Origin of the sequence: Kribbella sp. NPDC059898 (genome assembly GCF_042730855.1) — a bacterium.
Taxonomy (GTDB): domain Bacteria; phylum Actinomycetota; class Actinomycetes; order Propionibacteriales; family Kribbellaceae; genus Kribbella.
Window position 1 is genome coordinate 305019 of the sequence record NZ_JBHWKR010000003.1, and the last position, 17635, is coordinate 322653.

Here is a 17635-nt window from a genome sequence, read left to right on the forward strand (position 1 = left end):
GAGCCCGTTCAGGCCGTTCTGCGGGCGTCGACTCCGTGCCGGCCGAAAAGCGCGTGCAGGGTGTCGTGGCCCTGGGTGAAGTCCCATTGGCCGGCGCGGAGCCCGGCGGTGCGGGCGCCGGTGATGTTCTTCGCGGTGTCGTCGATGAACAGGATCGTGTCCGGGTCGGCGCCGATCCGGTCGGCGGCGCGGGTGAAGAACGCCGGGTCGGGCTTCGCGACGCCGAGGTCGTACGAGTAGCAGCTGACGTCGAACAACTCGTCGTACCCGAGCACCGTCCGCATGTGCGCGCCGCGGTACTTCTCCTGATTCGTCCCGAGGTGTACGCCGTACCCGTTGCGGCGGAGCACCCGGACGATGTCGAGCGACTCCTCGATCAGCACGATGTTCTTCCAGACCGCGTCGTACACCTCGGTCACCGGTGTCCGTACGCCGTACCGCGCGAGCGACTCCGCGAGCAGCGGCAGGTAGTCACCCCGGCCGGCGAGCATCGGCAGCTCGTCGGACCAGGTCTGGTGCAGGAACTCCTTCGCACGCTCACCGAGGTACGGCTCCATCGCGGTGTACCAGCCGCCTGGAAGATCCTGCAGTACGCCGTCCGCGTCGAACAGCACGTGCCGTACCGGCGAGGCGGCGACGGCGCGCTTCGAACCACCCGAGGTCGGCGTCAGCGTGGTCCCGGGCGGTAGTGGTGTCGGCTCGCCGCGGACGTACGGGACCACGCCGATCTGGAAGTCGTCCTCGTACACGACCGTCCCGGGATCGGCCGAGGTCACCCGTTCCCAGGCGACGTCGTGCGCGGTCAGGATCGCGCACAACACCTCGGCCCGCTCCCGCATCGGCGAAGGGACCGGCTCCTTGAACCAGGTCACCGCGCCGGCACTGTTGCCGTCGGCATAGAAGTCCGGGTTCGGCAGCTCGGCGAGGAACCAGTCGTCGATGTCGAGGTACTGCGCCTCCTCCGCCGCCGACAGCCGGCCCGCCCGGCGCAGATGGTCCACTGCCACGAACAGGCCGACCTCGATGCCCAGCCGGCCGCGGTAACCGGCCTGCAGGCGGACGTAGCTGCGCTCAGTCATGCACCAGATGATGCCCCACGGGCTCCTCGACGGGCATCGGCATTTCCACCGGATCACGCGGTACGTCGGCCTCGCGGCGGACGCCGTACAGCGCGGCACGAACCTCCGGAGGGAGCGTGCACATGGTCAGGACGGGTCCTGGAGGAGGCCGAGGACGTTCCCGTCGGGGTCGGTCACGAGCGCGACCAGGCGGCCGTTCGAGACGTCCTTCGGCGGCGACTTCAGGGTGCCGCCGGCCGCGACGATCGCGTTGATCCGGTCCTCGATGTCGGTCACGTGCCAGTGCGCGACCGGCGCGGTCATGTCGCTGTTCGGCACCAGCCCGATCTGCTGGCCGGCGGCCTCGAACCCGACGTAGTACGGCGAGTCCGCGATCGGCTCGACGCCGAGCAGCGCGGCGTACACCGGCTTCGCCTTCTCGAGGTCCGTCACCGGGTGCAGGATGGTCTGGACGCCTTGTGTGGTGGTCATTTCGTCTCCAGTGTGAAGTGGTCTTCCAACACCACCAACGCTATTTCGGTACCCCCACCGGCTGCTTCTCGATTCCTGATCAGTTATGTCCGGCATGAACTAGTCGGACCGGGACCGGAAGGCACGCCGGTACGCCAGCGGCGACGTCCTGATGTGTTTGGCGAAGTGCTGACGCATCGAGACCGAGGTGCCGAAGCCGCAATGCCGGGAGATCTCCTCGATGGACAGGTCGGTGGTCTCGAGCAGTTCCTGGGCGTGATGCACGCGCTGCCGGAGCAGCCATTGCAGCGGCGTAGTGCCGGTCTGCTCCCGGAATCGCCGGTTCAGCGTCCGCGGACTCGTGCCGGCGAACGACGCGATGTCGGCCAGCGTGACCGGCTCCCGCAGCCGCTGCCGCAGCCATCGCATCGCGGGTTCGAGCGACCCGTGGTCGTCGCCGGGGTCGGGATGGACGATGTACGGCGCCTGGCCGCCGTCACGCTGCGGCGGGACCACCATGTGCCGGGCGACGTCGGCCGCGACGGCGGATCCGAAGTCCTGGCGGATCATGTGCAGGCACAGATCGATACCGCTGGCCGCGCCGGCCGACGTGAGCACGTCGCCGTGGTCGATGAACAGTACGTCGGTGTCGACGATCAGCTGCGGGTACCGCTCGGCGAGGAGGCTCGCGCGCGACCAGTGGGTCGCGATCCGCCGCCCGTCGAGCAGACCCGACGCCGCCATCACCCGCGCTCCCCCGGAGCTGATGGACGCGATCCGGATGCCCCGGCGGTGCGCCCTGCTCAGCAGTTCGAGGACGTGGTCGGGTGGTTCGGGACTCGCGGCGACCCCGACGACGATCACGGTGTCCGCCTCGATCGCGTCCGCCAGCGGGTACGGCGGCGTGTACCGGTACATCTCGACGCCGCCGACACCGGTGACCGCCAGATCGCCGCCGTCGCCGTGCACCCGTACGTCGTACAGCGGCGGACCGAACAACTCGCCCGGCTCCTTCGGCAGCGAATGCGCCGTACTGAACACCTGCAGCGGCATCGCCAGGTCGAAGGCGTGGATCCCGTCGAACGCCACCACCGCTATCCGATGCATGGCCAGAATCTATCGGAGACAGGCATTCTTGCCACTGTCCCGGGCCGTCGAATCATCCGACGATCAGGACATGCTGCTAGCGGGACTCCTGACGGCCGGTGTGGTCGCCCTGATGATGGCGATGGGCTTCGTCGTCGACCAACTGCTCGGCGCCGACGCCGATCGCTGGGCCGGACGTGTGCTGCGCGACTGCTCGCCCGGCGGCGTCGAGGAACCCACCGACGTCCATTCGGTCACCATCCGCCCGGCGCCGACCGCGTCTGGCACCGGGTCGACGCCGCGTCGTACGGGCGTACCGGGGAGCAGCGGCGTCAGGCGACGTACTCGGCCAGGTGTTTGCCGGTGAGGGTCTTCGGCTTCTTGATCAGGGCCGCGGGGGTGCCTTCGAAGACGATCTTGCCGCCGTCGTGGCCGGCGCCGGGGCCGAGGTCGATGATCCAGTCGGCGTGGGCCATGACGGCCTGGTGGTGCTCGATCACGATCACGGACTTGCCGGCGTCGACCAGGCGGTCGAGGAGCCCGAGGAGCTGTTCGACGTCGGCGAGGTGCAGGCCGGTGGTGGGCTCGTCGAGGACGTAGATGCCGCCCTTCTCCCCCATGTGCGTGGCCAGCTTCAGTCGCTGGCGTTCGCCGCCGGACAGGGTCGTGAGCGGCTGGCCGAGGGACAGGTAGCCGAGCCCGACGTCCGCGAGCCGCTCCAGGATCTTTTCCGCGGCCGGCGTCCGCGCGTCGCCGTCGGCGAAGAACGGCAAGGCCTCCGACACGGGCATGGCCAGTACGTCGGCGATGTTCTTCCCGCCGAACGTGTACTCCAGCACCGCCGCCTGGAAGCGCCGCCCCTCGCACTCCTCGCACGGTGTCTCGACGGTCGCCATCACGCCGAGCTCGGTGTAGATGACGCCCGCGCCCTTGCACGCCGGGCAGGCGCCTTCGGAGTTCGCACTGAACAGCGCCGGCTTCACCCCGTTCGCCTTCGCGAACGCCTTCCGGATCGGCTCCAGCAGACCGGTGTACGTCGCCGGGTTCGACCGCCGCGACCCACGGATCGCGCCCTGGTCGATCGCCACCACGCCGTCCCGGTCCGCGATCGACCCGTGGATCAGCGAGCTCTTCCCGGACCCCGCGACCCCGGTGACCACGGTCAGCACACCGAGCGGTACGTCGACATCGACGTCCTGCAGGTTGTTCAGCGAGGCGCCGCGGATCTCCAGCACCGACGACGCCGACCTTACCGATTCCTTCAGTGACGCACGGTCGTCGAGGTGCCTCCCGGTCAGCGTCCCGCTGGTCCGCAGCTTGTCGACCGTCCCCTCGAACACCACCTCACCGCCGCCGGAGCCGGCGCCCGGTCCGAGGTCGATCACGTGGTCCGCGATCACGATCGTCTCCGGTTTGTGCTCCACGACCAGCACGGTGTTGCCCTTGTCGCGCAACTGCAGGAGCAGCTCGTTCATCCGCTGGATGTCGTGCGGGTGCAGCCCGATCGTCGGCTCGTCGAACACGTACGTGACGTCGGTCAGCGACGACCCGAGGTGCCGGATCATCTTCGTCCGCTGCGCCTCACCGCCGGACAGCGTCCCGGCGGGGCGATCCAGCGACAGGTACCCGAGGCCGATGTCGACGAACGCCTGCAGCGCCTCGCCGAGCGCCTTCAGCAGCGGTGCGACCGGCGGCGCCTTCAGCTTCCGCACCCAGGCGGCCAGGTCGGTGATCTGCATCGCGGTCAGGTCCGCGATGTTCAGCCCGTCGATCTTCGACGACCGGGCCTCCTCGCCGAGCCGGGTGCCGCCGCAGTCCGGGCAGGTCGTGAACGTCACCGCGCGCTCCACGAACGCGCGGATGTGCGGCTGCATCGCGTCCACGTCCTTGGACAGGAACGACCGCTGGATCGCCGGGATGATCCCGTTGTAGGTGAGGTTGATGCCCTCGACCTTGATCTTGGTCGGCTCCTTGTGGAGCAGGTCGTGCAGTTCCTTCTTGGTGTACTTCTTGATCGGCTTGTCCATGTTGAAGAAGCCGGAGCCGCGGAAGATCCGCCCGTACCAGCCGTCCATGCTGTAGCCGGGGATCGTCAGCGCGCCTTCGGCCAGCGTCTTCTCCGCGTCGTACAGCGCGGTCAGGTCGAAGTCGGTGACCGAGCCCATGCCCTCGCAGCGCGGGCACATGCCGCCGGCGTACACCTGCTCGCGGACGACCTTCTTCTCGCCGGCGCCCTTGTCGGCGGTCATCGAGCCGGTCGCGGTGCGCTTCGGGACGTTGAACGAGTACGCCGTCGGCGGGCCGATGTGCGGCTCGGCGATCCGGCTGAACAGGATCCGGAGCATCGCGTTCGCGTCGGTCGCCGTACCGACGGTGGACCGCGGGTTGGCGCCCATCCGCTCCTGGTCGACGATGATCGCGGTGGTCAGGCCGTCGAGTACGTCGACCTCTGGGCGGGCCAGCGTCGGCATGAAGCCCTGCACGAACGCGCTGTACGTCTCGTTGATCAGCCGCTGCGACTCGGCCGCGACCGTGCCGAAGACCAGGGAGCTCTTGCCGGACCCGGACACTCCGGTGAACGCGGTCAGCCGGCGCTTCGGGATCTCGACGCTGACGTCCTTCAGGTTGTTCACCCGGGCACCGGTCACCCGGATCATGTCGTGGCTGTCGGCAAGGTGGTCCATGCGCGGTCTACTCCAAGGGTGAGGTCAGCGGGCCTGGTTGATCCGGACGTGGTTACCGGCCGGGTCGCGGAACGCGCAGTCCCGGACGCCGTACGGCTGGTCGACGGGCTCCTGGATGACCTCGGCGTCGCTGGCCTGCAGGCGGTCGAACAGCGCGTCGACGTCGTCGGTCTGCAGGACGACGGTGGCGTACGTGCCCTTGGCCATCATCTCGAAGATGGTCTTCCGCTCGTCCTCGGTGATGCCCGGGTCGACGGCCGGCGGGGTGAGCACGATCGAGGTGTCCGGCTGGCCGGGCGGGCCGACCGTGATCCAGCGCATCCCTTCGTACCCGACGTCCATCCGGACCTCGAAGCCGAGCAGGTCGCGGTAGAACTTCAGGGACTCCTCGGGGTCGGTGTGCGGCAGGAAGCTGTTCAGGATCGTGAGGCTCATGGGGTCACGCTACGTGCCGGAGGCCGGGGTTGCTTCTCGATTCCTGATCGGTCGGGTCACCTGTTTCGCGACACACGACGGAATTCCGACGGTGGCGTCGGCCGCCGCGTCCTTGTACACGCTCGGCGGCATCCCGACCAGCTCGGTGAACCGGGTGCTGAAGGTACCGAGCGACTGGCACCCGACCTCGAAGCAGACGTCGGTGACGCTCATCCCGCCGCGCCGCAGCAGCATCATCGCGCGCTCGATCCGCCGGGTCATCAGATACCCGTACGGCGACTCTCCGTAAGCGCGCTTGAACTCGCGGCTCAGGTGTCCCGCGGACATGTGCGCGCCCCGGGCCAGCGCCTCGACGTCCAGCGGCTGCGCGTACTCGCGGTCGATCCGGTCCTTCACGCGCCGCAGCCGCGCCAGATCCTGGAGGCGCTGCTCGTCCGTCGTCCCGCTACTCACAGTGGAATCGTGCCATAGGAGTCACCGAACCTGAATGGAGCTCGTTCAGATACGTCGGGCTCCCCAGTTGAGGTAGGCGACGTTCGCGAGCAGCCAGCCGAAGCCGATCGCCTGCTGACCGTCGCGTTCCGGGGTCGGCTGGTTGCGGTTGTACAGGGCCAGGCAGTGAGCATGCACTTGCGGGTCCCACGGTGTCACCTGCATCCAGCGCGGCGCCTGGGCCGCGACGGACGGTCCGCCGAGCGTGCTGCCGCCGACGGTGGTGTGGATCGCGGGCAGCCCATCGGCGTCGGTCGCGGCGACGTTGCGGGTGAACGTCCGCGCGATCCGTGCCATGTCCTGGCCAGTGAACGCCAGCTTCGCGCGGAACGCCCGGACGGCGAACTCGACGTCGATCGCGCCGTGGCTGATGTCCTCGAACTGCCGCGCCGGGCCGCCGGACGGTGTGAAGATCGAGACGTCGGTCTCCGGGTCCCCGGTCTTCGCGAACCCGTCATAGATGCGCCCGCCGGCCGGCCAGTAGTGCCAGACGTACGCGTCCCCGCTGTCGACGGTGTACTGCGCCGCGAGCATCCGGCCCATCGCCGCCACCTTCGCCCGGTACTCCGGGTCGCCGGTGACCAGTGCGAGTTCGACCAGCGTCTGCCCGAGCCCGACGGACTGGTTGATCGGCTGCTCGCACCCGTCGTACGGCAGCGGCTGGGTCTTCGGCCAGATCAGGTAGCCGCCATCGCGATACTCCCAGTCGTGGACGGCGACCGCCTCGCGGCAGGCGGTCAGGTACTCGGATGCCTTCCGCCAGTAGCGGCGGCGCAGTACCGGTGAGCTCGCCACGATCCGGACGAAGGCGGCGATCGGATACGTGATCATGCCGGTGTGGACGGCGAAGATCACCGGCTTGCAGTGCATCTGGTAGCTGCCGTACGCCGGTACGGCGCCTGGGCCCGCCCCTCGATCGGAGGCGGTCAGCTGGAGCGGTCCGGGAGCGGCGGTGTAGATGCGGGTGACCGCGTAGTCGAGGCTGGCCGGGTCCAGCGAGAGGTCGGTGTGCGTGACCGATCGGTTCACCGATGTGTTGTCGAGCCGGACCGTGAAGGTGCCTGGGCGGCTTCCGGCGCTGACGGTGACGGTTGTGTCCTCGGCGTACGACAGCGCCTCGCGCAGGTCGAGCAGCGGCTGACCGTTGTTGTCGGCAAGTGTCGCGTAGCCGGTGGTGTACGGGTGGTCGGCGCGCCACGCGGGCAGCGAGAGCCCGCGGTAGTCGGTGACGCCGCGGGCACTGTCGCGGACGCCGAGCACCTGGTCGACGTTGTCGATCAGCCGGTCCAGGTAGTAGGTGTCGCGGTACGTCTCGTACATCCGGACCAGGCCGAGCAGCACGTACGACTGACTCCAGGCGAGCATGCCCGACCGGCCGTCGCGGTTCGTGTTGTCGTTCGGCTGGTCCGGCTGGCCGGGACCGCCCTTCTGGAACAGGCGGTCCCAGTCGTCGAACGTCTTGCGTGCGGTGTAGTCGACCCCGTCAGCGTACGCCGGGAGCGCATTCCCCACGGCTCCGGCGACGGCGCCGGCCGCGGTGAGGTGGAGGAGAGTACGGCGGGACGGGCGGATCTCAGGCATGGCGGTGCCTCCAGCTGTGCGGGCGGTCAGCAGGGGCACCACCATTGTCCCGCCAGGAGTCGATCGACCGCAGCTCGAACGCGCGAGAAAGTCGACCCGCAGTCGTTCCGCAGCACGTAGGCTCGGGCGCCATGAGCCTTCAGGAGCTGCGTTTCCGCGCGTCCCATCTGGACGCGGTGCGGGACGGGACGAAGCGGATCACGATGCGCTACAACGATCCCGTCGAGGTCGGGCCGGCGACGCTGGTGTTCGAGTTCGACGAGGAGGTGCGGCTGCCGGGGCGGATCGTGTCCACGGTCGCGAAGCGGATCGACGCGGTCACCGAGGCGGAGGCGCTCGAGGACGGCTTCGCCGGTGCGTACGACGTGATCGCCGGGTTGAGCAGCTACTACCCGGACCTGCGGCCGAGTGACGAGCTCGTGATCGTCCGCTTCGAGCTCGTGTACCCGCGGCGGATGCACACCGCGCTGGACGCGACGGACGCGCGCGGGCTGGCCGAGTTCTACCGGGACCTGCTCGGGTTGCGGTTCCGCCCGGGCGATGACGACACCTGGATCGTGCTGCTCGACGCGGACGGCAACCGTCAGCTCGCGATCCAGCAGGTCAGCGAGTTGAAGCGGTCCACCTGGCCGTCGCCGGAGGTACCGATGCAGGCGCACCTCGACTACGCCGTACCGTCCGTCGAGGAGCTGGAAAGGCACCGGCAGCGGGCGGAGGAGCTCGGGGCGCGGGTGCTCAACGATCGTTCGGCCGACGCGGGCGAGCCGCTGTACGTGCTCGCCGACCCGGCGGGGCACCCGTTCTGCCTGCTGGTGGCAGACCTGTGACAGCCTTCCGCCCGGCGCACGCGGACGACCTGGACGGCGTCCTCGCCCTGTACCGGCAGCTCCACCCGGCCGACCCGCCGGTGCCGGACGCGCGCGACACGTTCACCACGATCCTCGACCGTCCCGGTCTGCAGCTGTACGTACTCGTCGACGGCGCCGCGGTCGTCGCCACGACGTACCTCAACCTGATCCCGAACCTCACCCGCGGCGGCGCGCCGTACGCCGTGATCGAGAACGTCGTCGTCGACGAAGCCCGCCGCGGGACCGGGCTCGGCAAGCAGATCATGGCCGCGACCCTCCAGGCTGCGTGGGACGCCGGGTGCTACAAAGTGATGCTCCAGACCGGGTCCCGCCGCGAGTCGACCCACGCCTTCTACCGCAACTGCGGCCTCGACCCGAACCAGAAGACGGCGTACGTCGCGCATCCGGAATAGGCTGACGGCGTGCTGGCTGAGCTACGGCGGTTGATCCTCGGCGCCGTCGGGCGCGAGCAGCTGATCGACGGGCTGCTGCTGTCGATCGTGGACGCGCCCACGCCACCGGCGGCCGCGCTCGCGTCGCCGACCTTCGCGCTGGTCGCACAAGGGCGGAAACGGCTGGCGCTCGGCTCGCAGGTGTTCGAGTACGGCGCCGGCGACTACCTGGTCGTCTCCGTGGACCTGCCGGTCACCGGCCATTTCGTCGAGGCCTCACCGACCGCGCCCTGCCTCGGCGTCGGGCTCGAACTGCAACCGTCGACCATCGCCTCGCTGCTGCTCGACTCCGCCGAGAAGCCCGGCGCACCAGTCCGCGGGCTGGTCGTCAGTCGCGCCTCCGACGACCTGGTCGACGCGGTGGTCCGGCTGCTGCGCCTGCTCGACTCCCCCGACGACGCCCGGGTGCTCGCTCCGCTGGTGCAGCGCGAGATCCTCTGGCGGTTGCTGCGCAGTCCGCAAGGCGCCGCCGTCCGCGACATCGGGCTCGCGGACAGCAGCCTGTCGCACGTCGCGCGGGTGATCCGGTGGATCCGCGACCACTACACCGAGCCGTTCCGGGTCGAGGACCTGGCGGAGATGGCCGGCCTCAGCCCATCGGCGTTCCACCGGCACTTCCGGACGGTCACCGAGCTGACGCCGATCCAGTTCCAGAAGAAGATCCGGCTGCAGGAGGCGCGGCTGCGCGTGGTCGGGCTCGGCGAGGACGTGACCAGCGCCGGGTACGCCGTGGGGTACGACAGCTCGTCCCAGTTCAGCCGCGAGTACCGGCGCGAGTTCGGGACGCCGCCGAGCCGGGATCGAGCAGGATCAGGCAAGTCGCTGCCAGCATCGGTCTAACGGTTTGCCTTAGATCGACCGTGTACTGGTCAGGTACCTGTTCCTGACTCAGTAGGAGACGTGCACGATCATGCAGATTGCTGTCATTACCGGCGGAAGCTCCGGCATCGGGCAGAGCGCGGCGTTCGAGGTGGCGAAACGCGGCACCGCCGTGGTGCTCACCTACCGCGGCGGCCGCGAACGCGCGGCGGAGACGGTGCAGCGGATCGAGAAGGACGGCGGTACGGCGGTGGCGCTGCCGCTCGACGTCGCGCGGCCGGACACGTTCGACGCGTTCCGCCGTACGCTCACCGACGTCCTCGCGGGATGGGATCGGACGACGTTCGACTTCCTGGTCAGCAACGCCGGTGTCGGTCAGCCGCCGGTGCTGTTCGAGGACACGACCGCGGAACTGTTCGACCAGATGGTCGACGTCCACCTCAAAGGACCGTACTTCCTCACCCAGACGCTGCTGCCGCTGCTCGCCGACAACGGTGCGATCGTCTACACCACCAGTACGTCGGCACTCGTCTCGGCGCGGCCGACACCTGGGTACTCCGTCTACGCCAGCGTGAAGGGCGCGCAGATCGTGCTCACCCGGTACCTCGCGAAGGAACTCAGCGCCCGCGGGATCAGGGTGAACGCCGTCGCCCCGGGCGTCACCCGGACCCGGCTCGGCGACGACGCGTTCGCCCAGCACCCGGAGCTGATCCCGCCGATCGCGGAACGCACCGCGCTCGGCCGGATCGGGGAGGCCGACGACCTCGGGACCGTGATCGCGTTCCTCGGCTCCCCCGACGCGGGCTGGATCACGGCCCAGACGCTCGAGGCCTCCGGCGGGTACGAGCTCTGATCTGTGCAACCGGTTGCGTAGCCGGTTAGGCTGCGCAGCATGTCACCGTCGCCGACGATCAGCAGCGTCGCGGCGCTCGCGGGTGTGTCGCGCTCCACGGTTTCGCGGGCGTTCAGCAACCCGCGCGTGCTGCGGGCGGACACCGTGACGCGGGTCCGGGAGGCGGCGGCGCACCTCGGGTACGTCCCGAACCCGACGGCGCAGGCGCTGTCGACCGGACGGCACGGGCTGCTCGCGATGATCGTGCCGGACATCGCGAACCCGTTCTTTCCGCCGATGATCGGCGCCGCGCAGGGACGGGCCGAGACCTCCGGGCTCGCGCTGCTGCTCGGCAACACCGACGAGGACCCGGTCCGCGAACACACCCTGGTCGGCCGGCTCACCCTGCAGGCCGACGGCTTCGTCCTGGCCGCCAGCCGGATGAGCGAACGGCAGATCCGCGAACTGGCCGAACGGCGTCCCGTCGTGCTGGTGAACCGCGACCTTGCCGGCCTCCCGCGGGTGCTCGTCGACAGCGCGGACGGCGTCCGTACGGCCGTCGAGCATCTCGCGGAACTCGGCCACACCCGGATCGCCTACCTCGCGGGACCGTCGCGGTCGTGGGCGAACACGCAACGCAAGAAGGCGGTGAAGCGGTCCGCGGAGCGAGCCGGCATCGAGGCGATCATGCTGCCCGGCCAGGTCTCGAACTACGAGGCCGGGATGCAGGCGGTGCCCGCGCTGCTGAAGTCGCGGGCGACCGCAGCCGTCGCGTTCGACGACGTCCTCGCGCACGGGGTGCTGGCCGGGCTGGTGCAGCACGGCCTGTCGGTGCCGGACGACCTGAGCATCGTCGGCTGCGACGACGTACTCAAGGCCCAGGTCTATCCACCTCTCACCACCGTCTCGTCGCACGCCGCCGACGCCGGCGCCGCGGCCGTCGACCTTCTCCTCCAACGCCTGGACAACCCCGGCGCCCCCGACCGCCGGGTCCTGCTCAGCACGTCCCTCATCATCCGCGCGACCACTGCGCAACCGGTTGCAGTGCGCGGGCGTTAGCCTGCCTGCATGTCCGATCTGGGAGCTGTCGCCTGGCCGCCTGAGCCGATCAAGACCGAGCGGCTCGTGCTTCGTGCGTCCGAGGCGCGCGATCGTCCGGTGTTCGTCGAGTTGCTGGCGTCGCCGGACGTACACACGTACCTCGGCGGACCACGCGCACACGCCGACCTCGAGCAAGAGCTGCCCGCGGTGCCTGAGCAGTGGCCCGGGAGTTTCGTCGTGGAGCTGGACGGGGCGATGATCGGCCAGGTCCTGCTCCGGCGGGCAACGGAGCACCGGCGTCCGGCAGCCGCCGGCAAGGTGGATCTCGGGTATCTGTTCCTGCCGCGGGCATGGGGATCCGGGTACGCCGCCGAGGCGTGCTCGGCGGCGCTCGGATGGTTGGACAGCGTGCTTCCCGGTGAGGCCGTCGTACTCACCACGCAGAGCGCCAACGCCGGATCGATGCGCCTCGCGGCGAAGCTCGGGTTCGCCGAGGTGGAGCGGTTCCAGGCGTGGGACGCGGAGCAGTGGCTCGGGCGGCGTAGCTACCAGGCATCACCCCAGGCCGTGTCCCGCGCGGCGCGATAGTCGAGCGACGACCTTGGTACGACGAGCTGCTCGGCGGTGCCGGTCGACGTACAGAGGTCGAGGACGACGCGGTGCTTCGGGGTTGTCGGGCGGGCGATCACGCGGGACGTGGCCGGGTGGATCGGGTGGCGGGTTGCGACGACGTACGTGAACTTCTCGTCCTCGAAGTTCCGGGTGCCGTCCTTGAGGAGTCGGTGTCGTTCGGTGCGGGGCAGGCGGGTTGCGAAGTGGCACCAAGCGACCGGGCAGTCGTGTTGGTGCGGGCAGGGCGCCGCGATCCGGAAGCCGTGCTCGATCAGCTGTGCACGGGCTTCAAGGATGCGGACGTGACCGCCGGGTGTGCCGGGCTCGACGACGACGATCGTCTGGGCGTGGCGGGCCGCCCGCCGCAGGACTTCGCGGCGTACGTCGGGCGTGAGCTCGTTGAATACGTATCCAATAGTGATCAGGTCGACCGGCCGGCCGCTCCAGCGGCGTACGTCGGCGGTGGTCCACTGCCAGTTGCCTAGAGCAAGCTTCTGCCCGAGACGTACGGCGGCGGGCTGGCGTTCGACGATCTCGATCGCCAGGCCGGGCCAGCGCGCGGCGGCGGCCCAGGCGGCGGCGCCGGTTCCGCCGCCGAGATCGAGGTGAGTGGTGACAGGTCCGTCGACGTGGCGCTCGACGGCTGCGAGCGCGGTGTACAGGGCGCGGAAGGTGGCGGGCATCCGGACGACGGCATACGCGAGGGCGTCCAGGGCGTCGCTCATCCCCGGTGTCGCGTCATCGATCTGCTCGGTGCGGTAGCGGTACGAGAGCGCCTCGGCCCGGCGCCGCAGTTCGTGGTGCGGTACGCCGCTCGCCCGCGGGCGAGGGCAGCGTGAAGTTGCGTGTCCACTGAGGACATGAGTGATCTCCGGTTCGATCGGCACGGAAGGAAACGCGCCGAACGGTCCGAAGACGAGCTGTCAGCGGACAGCAGTCGAGGAGGGAACGGCGCGGAACCGGAGAGCCTTCCTAGCCATCACACACCTCCTCGAGTCATGAGAAACGCTAGCAGATCTAGCGCCCCTCCGACGTACACAAGCAGACCTTGTTGCCTTGCGGGTCCGCGAGCACGATGAACATCGGCGCCTCCTCGTCGTACACGACCTTGCCGCCGGCCGCGATCGCCGCCTCGATCCGCGCCGGCACGACCTCCGCCGGCAGCCACAGATCGAGGTGGAACCGCTGGCGGGGTGTCTCGTGCGGCGTCGTGCCCTGGAACCACAGGTTCGCGACCCGGCGGGTGGGATCCATGACGTCGTTGCCGGTGAACGAGTCCGTGGACCCGGTCAGCACCGCCGCCCAGAACGGCCCGATCGCCACCAGATCCGCCGTGTCCAGCCCGATCTCGAGCTGCGCGACGGCCGAGGGATCCGCCGTCAGCCCGTGCTCCCCCGCCAGCGCGCTGATCCGCTCCGCCGTGGCGGGGTCCCTGGTCGCGACGTCGACGTACGTCGGCCCGAGCCGCAGCTCCGGATCCGGACAGACCGCGCCCACGGCCTGCGCGAACGCCGCACCGTCGGCGAGTGACGACGTACCGAACCGGGTGTGCCACGCCTGGGCAAGCTTGCGCCAATCGCTCATCCCCTGAGGCTAGCCGCGGCCGCCGACAGTTCGTGATAGACCTGTCGGCATGTATCGCAGGCTCGTCCTCAAGCTTTCCGGGCAGGCGATCGCCGGCTCGAACGAGTTCGGTTTCAGCAGCGACCGGCTGACACATCTCGCCACCGAGGTGATCGCGTTGCGCGCCACCGGCGTCCAGGTCGCGGTGGTGATCGGCGGCGGCAACGTGTTCCGCGGCAACCGCGCCGACGACTGGGGCATCGACCGGGTCGAGGCCGACAACATCGGCATGCTCGGCACCGTGATCAACGCGGTCCTGCTCCGCGGTCGGCTCGCGGCGCTCGGCGCGGACGACGTCCGGCTGATGACCGCGATCCCGATCAACAACCTCGCCGAGCCGTACATCCGGCTGCGCGCGCTCCGGCACCTGGAGAAGGGCGCGATCGTGCTACTTGCCTGCGGCAACGGTCAGCCGTTCACCACCACCGACTACCCGTCCGTGCAACGCGCGATCGAGCTCCAGGCCGACGCCCTGCTGGTCGCCAAGAACGGCACCGACGGCGTGTACGACGCCGACCCGAACCAGCACCCCGACGCCCGCCGCTTCGACCACCTCAGCTACCAGGAGGTCATCGACCGCGGCCTCGGCGTGATGGACCAGTCCGCCTTCATCCTCGCCCGCGACCACCACCTCCCCCTGCACGTCTTCGACATCGACCGCCCCCACGCCGCCCCCACCATCGCCACCGGCACCCCCCTCGGCACACTCATCAACTGACATGTAGAGCCGAGCTAAATGGTTTGTCCGGTGCGGAGAGGAGTTGGTGTACTCGGGGGACGTACCGCGAACAGGTGATTGATAGGAGTGCGTCATGCGACCTCGCTTCATGGCCGGCATGGGAATGACTCCTACCTGTTCGAAGGACATGAAGCTGCGTGGAAGTACTGAATCTTGGGATCCTGGCGCATGTCGACGCCGGTAAGACCAGCCTGACCGAGCGGCTGCTGTACGCCGCCGGCGTGATCGACGCGGTCGGGAGCGTCGACGACGGAAGTACCCAGACCGACTCGCTCGCGCTCGAGCGGCAGCGCGGGATCACGATCAAGTCCGCGGTCGCCGCGTTCCGGATCGGCGAGCTGAACGTCAACCTGATCGACACCCCGGGGCACCCGGACTTCATCGCGGAGGTGGAGCGCGCGCTGAGCATGCTCGACGGCGCGGTGCTGGTGATCTCGGCGGTCGAGGGGGTGCAGGCGCAGACGCGGATCCTGATGCGGACCCTGCAGCGGCTGCGCATCCCGACGCTGATCTTCGTCAACAAGCTCGACCGGTCCGGCGCGCAGTACGACGGCGTACTGCGGCAGATCGCGGCGCGGCTGACCCCGGCGATCGTCCCGATGGGCGAGGCCGTCGACCTCGGCACCCCGGAGGCGGCGTTCAAGCCGATCGTCCAGGACGACACACTCCTCGACGTCCTCGCCGAGCACGACGACGACCTTCTCCAGCGGTACGTCGACGGCGCCCCGCTCGCGCTGCCCGACGTACTCGCGCGGCAGACCCGGCAGGCCGCCGTACACCCGGTGTACTTCGGGTCCGCGATCACCGGCGCCGGCACCGACGCGCTGACGGACGGGATCCGCGACCTGCTCCCCCGCGCCGGTACGGCGGACACCCCGCTCGACGGCACCGTCTTCAAGGTGGAGCGCGGACCCGCCGGCGAGAAGATCGCGTACGTGCGGCTGTTCTCCGGCACCGCCTCCGTCCGCGACCGCGTGCGGTACGGCGACACCGAGGGAAAGATCACCGCGCTCGAGACGTACGGCGCCACGCTGACCGCCGGGCAGATCGGCAAGCTGTGGGGTCTGCCCGACATCAGGATCGGCGACACCATCTCCGATCTCCGGAACAAAACCGTCACCCAGCGGCGCATTGTTTCCGCAAAGTTCGCGCCACCCACCTTGGAGACCGTCGTGACGCCGCGGCGGCTGTCAGACAGGGGCAACCTGCAGGTCGCGCTGACCCAGTTGGCCGAGCAGGACCCGCTGATCAACCTGCGCCAGGACGACCTCCGGCAGGAGACATCGGTGTCGTTGTACGGCGAAGTACAGAAGGAGGTGATCGAGACGACGCTGGCCACCGAGTACGGGATCGCGGTCGACTTCCGCGAGACGACGACGATCTGCATCGAGCGGATCGCCGGCGCCGGGGAGGCCGTCGAGTTCAACAAGAAGGACGCGAACCCGTTCCTCGCCACGGTCGGCCTCCGCGTCGAACCCGCACCGCTCGACGCGGGTGTCACGTTCGAACTGGAGGTCGAACTCGGGTCGATGCCGTACGCGTTCATCAAGGCCGTCGAGGAGACCGTCCGCGAGACGCTGCAGCAGGGCCTGCACGGCTGGCAGATCCCGGACGCGCACGTGGTGATGACGCATTCCGGGTACTCCGCCCGGCAGAGCCACGCGCACGCGGTCTTCGACAAGAGCATGTCGAGCACCGCCGGCGACTTCCGGTTCCTCACCCCGCTCGTCCTGATGACGGCCCTCCAACAGGCCGGTACGACGGTGCACGAGCCGCTGCACCGCTTCCGGCTGGAGATCCCGACCGACACGACCCGCGCCGTACTCGCGACCCTCGCTCGCCTCCGCGCGATCCCGCAGGTCCCGGCCCTGGCCGCGGAAACCTCAACCCTGGAAGGAGAAATCCCCGCAGCCGCCGTCTACCAACTCGAACAACAACTCCCCGCCCTCACCCGCGGCGAAGGCGTCCTGGAGTCGTCCTTCGAGCGCTACCAGACCGTGACCGGTCGGCCTCCGAACCGCCCACGCACCGACCACGATCCCCTCAACCGGCGCGACTACCTACTCCACGTGCAGCGCCGGGTCTAGCCATCCGTGGACGACGTTCGCGCCGAGGTCGTCGTCGGTGACGATCTCGGCGGTCAGGCCGGCCGCCCGCATCACGGACCGGGCGACCGGGGCCTGGCGGTCGCTCATTTCGACGTACAGGTGACCGCCCGGGGACAGCCACTCCCCTGCGCCGGCGACAACGCGGCGGAGGGTGGTGAGGCCGTCCGGGCCGCCGTCGAGGGTGACGCGAGGTTCGTACAGGCGCGCCTCGGGCGGGAGCAGACGGATCTCGTCGGTCGGTACGTACGGCACATTCGAGAGCAGTACGTCGATCCGCCCGCGCAGCTCGTCCGGGAGCGCCGTGAACAGGTCTCCCTCGGAGACGATCCCGCCGTACGGCGCCAGGTTCTTCCGGGCGCAGCGGACCGCGACCGGCTCGATGTCCGCGGCGTAGACCGACACCGACCGCTGCGCCGCGACCGCCGCACCGAGCGCGCCGGAGCCGCAGCCGAGATCGACGACCACGGCCCCGTCGCGCACCACCCGCAACGCCTCCGCGACCAGAACCTCGGTACGCCGACGCGGAATGAACACGCCTGGTTCGACGGCGATCCGCAGACCGCAGAACGACGCCCAGCCGACGACGTACTCCAGCGGCTCCCCGGCGACCCGCCGGTCGACCATGGCCGCGATCTCGGTCGCGTCCCGGGCGGTCTCGACGATCAGCGCGGCCTCGTCCTCGGCGAACACACAGCCGGACGCGCGCAGCCGGTCGACGATCGCGCCGACGTCAGAAGCATTCACAAACCGCTGA

General features: G+C 69.5%; 20 protein-coding genes. 9 read left to right on the plus strand and 11 right to left on the minus strand.

All coding sequences use genetic code 11. From position 1 onward, the window contains the following. Positions 1-8: 8 nt before the first annotated feature. From ACFV9C_RS11635 to ACFV9C_RS11650, 4 genes are all read right to left on the minus strand, one after another. A complete protein-coding gene (locus ACFV9C_RS11635; RefSeq protein WP_380192806.1) occupies positions 9-1079 on the minus strand; it encodes an HAD family hydrolase in 1071 nt (356 codons plus the stop codon). Beyond that, positions 1072-1203: a hypothetical protein gene (locus tag ACFV9C_RS11640; RefSeq protein WP_380192809.1), complete on the minus strand. Its 132-nt coding sequence runs from the start codon at positions 1201-1203 to the stop codon at positions 1072-1074. Before ACFV9C_RS11640 ends, ACFV9C_RS11635 begins: the two co-directional genes overlap by 8 nt. A 2-nt stretch (positions 1204-1205) precedes the next feature. Then, positions 1206-1550 (minus strand): VOC family protein, encoded by a 345-nt coding sequence (locus ACFV9C_RS11645; RefSeq protein WP_380192811.1) that lies wholly within the window; start codon positions 1548-1550, stop codon positions 1206-1208. Positions 1551-1649: 99 nt separating this feature from the next. After that, complete coding sequence (locus ACFV9C_RS11650) at positions 1650-2636, minus strand: GlxA family transcriptional regulator (RefSeq protein WP_380192813.1); 987 nt, start codon at positions 2634-2636, stop codon at positions 1650-1652. Positions 2637-2706: 70 nt separating this feature from the next. Between ACFV9C_RS11650 and ACFV9C_RS11655 the strand changes: the two genes are divergently transcribed. Next, positions 2707-2982, plus strand: coding sequence for a hypothetical protein (locus ACFV9C_RS11655; RefSeq protein ID WP_380192814.1), 276 nt, complete (start codon positions 2707-2709; stop codon positions 2980-2982). Here ACFV9C_RS11655 and ACFV9C_RS11660 read toward each other — a convergent pair. From ACFV9C_RS11660 to ACFV9C_RS11675, 4 genes are read right to left on the minus strand one after another with little or no spacing between them, the layout of a single operon-like run. Then, a complete protein-coding gene (locus ACFV9C_RS11660) occupies positions 2948-5299 on the minus strand; it encodes an ATP-binding cassette domain-containing protein (protein ID WP_380192815.1) in 2352 nt (783 codons plus the stop codon). The genes ACFV9C_RS11655 and ACFV9C_RS11660 overlap by 35 nt on opposite strands. A gap of 24 nt (positions 5300-5323) precedes the next feature. Continuing rightward, complete coding sequence (locus ACFV9C_RS11665) at positions 5324-5734, minus strand: VOC family protein (protein WP_380192816.1); 411 nt, start codon at positions 5732-5734, stop codon at positions 5324-5326. A gap of 9 nt (positions 5735-5743) precedes the next feature. Next, positions 5744-6187 (minus strand): helix-turn-helix transcriptional regulator, encoded by a 444-nt coding sequence (locus ACFV9C_RS11670; RefSeq protein ID WP_344195373.1) that lies wholly within the window; start codon positions 6185-6187, stop codon positions 5744-5746. Between the two features lie 45 nt (positions 6188-6232). Further along, the gene (locus ACFV9C_RS11675) at positions 6233-7807 is read right to left on the minus strand and encodes a hypothetical protein (protein ID WP_380192819.1); all 1575 of its coding nucleotides are present in this window, start codon (positions 7805-7807) and stop codon (positions 6233-6235) included. A gap of 131 nt (positions 7808-7938) precedes the next feature. Here ACFV9C_RS11675 and ACFV9C_RS11680 point away from each other — a divergent pair, with 131 nt between their 5' ends. From ACFV9C_RS11680 to ACFV9C_RS11705, 6 genes are all read left to right on the plus strand, one after another. Continuing rightward, positions 7939-8634 (plus strand): VOC family protein, encoded by a 696-nt coding sequence (locus tag ACFV9C_RS11680; protein ID WP_380192820.1) that lies wholly within the window; start codon positions 7939-7941, stop codon positions 8632-8634. Further along, positions 8631-9068 carry a GNAT family N-acetyltransferase gene (locus ACFV9C_RS11685; protein ID WP_380192822.1) on the plus strand — a complete coding sequence of 146 codons (438 nt, stop codon included), beginning with the start codon at positions 8631-8633 and terminating at the stop codon, positions 9066-9068. The genes ACFV9C_RS11680 and ACFV9C_RS11685 overlap by 4 nt, the downstream gene beginning before the upstream one ends. A 9-nt stretch (positions 9069-9077) precedes the next feature. Further along, complete coding sequence (locus ACFV9C_RS11690) at positions 9078-9947, plus strand: AraC family transcriptional regulator N-terminal domain-containing protein (protein ID WP_380192823.1); 870 nt, start codon at positions 9078-9080, stop codon at positions 9945-9947. Between the two features lie 70 nt (positions 9948-10017). Then, the gene (locus ACFV9C_RS11695) at positions 10018-10779 is read left to right on the plus strand and encodes an SDR family NAD(P)-dependent oxidoreductase (protein WP_380192825.1); all 762 of its coding nucleotides are present in this window, start codon (positions 10018-10020) and stop codon (positions 10777-10779) included. Positions 10780-10818: 39 nt separating this feature from the next. Continuing rightward, positions 10819-11817, plus strand: a complete 999-nt coding sequence (locus ACFV9C_RS11700; RefSeq protein WP_380192827.1) for a LacI family DNA-binding transcriptional regulator — start codon at positions 10819-10821, stop codon at positions 11815-11817. Positions 11818-11826: 9 nt separating this feature from the next. After that, the gene (locus tag ACFV9C_RS11705) at positions 11827-12387 is read left to right on the plus strand and encodes a GNAT family N-acetyltransferase (protein WP_380192828.1); all 561 of its coding nucleotides are present in this window, start codon (positions 11827-11829) and stop codon (positions 12385-12387) included. Here ACFV9C_RS11705 and ACFV9C_RS11710 read toward each other — a convergent pair. Both ACFV9C_RS11710 and ACFV9C_RS11715 read right to left on the minus strand, forming a co-directional pair. Continuing rightward, positions 12345-13298, minus strand: coding sequence for a small ribosomal subunit Rsm22 family protein (locus ACFV9C_RS11710; RefSeq protein ID WP_380192830.1), 954 nt, complete (start codon positions 13296-13298; stop codon positions 12345-12347). The genes ACFV9C_RS11705 and ACFV9C_RS11710 overlap by 43 nt on opposite strands. Positions 13299-13428: 130 nt before the next feature. Continuing rightward, entirely contained in the window at positions 13429-13995 is a 567-nt protein-coding gene (locus ACFV9C_RS11715) for a VOC family protein (RefSeq protein ID WP_380192832.1), read from the minus strand. 49 nt (positions 13996-14044) lie between these two features. On the opposite strand from ACFV9C_RS11715, the gene pyrH reads away from it, so the two are divergent. After that, positions 14045-14752: a UMP kinase gene (pyrH, locus tag ACFV9C_RS11720; protein WP_380192833.1), complete on the plus strand. Its 708-nt coding sequence runs from the start codon at positions 14045-14047 to the stop codon at positions 14750-14752. A gap of 158 nt (positions 14753-14910) precedes the next feature. Beyond that, a complete protein-coding gene (locus ACFV9C_RS11725) occupies positions 14911-16860 on the plus strand; it encodes a GTP-binding protein (protein WP_380192835.1) in 1950 nt (649 codons plus the stop codon). On the opposite strand, the gene ACFV9C_RS11730 is transcribed toward ACFV9C_RS11725, so the two are convergent. Next, on the minus strand, positions 16834-17625 hold the full coding sequence (locus tag ACFV9C_RS11730; protein WP_380192837.1) for a putative protein N(5)-glutamine methyltransferase: 792 nt from the start codon (positions 17623-17625) through the stop codon (positions 16834-16836). The two genes, ACFV9C_RS11725 and ACFV9C_RS11730, sit on opposite strands and share 27 nt — an antisense overlap. Between the last annotated feature and the right edge of the window lie 10 nt (positions 17626-17635).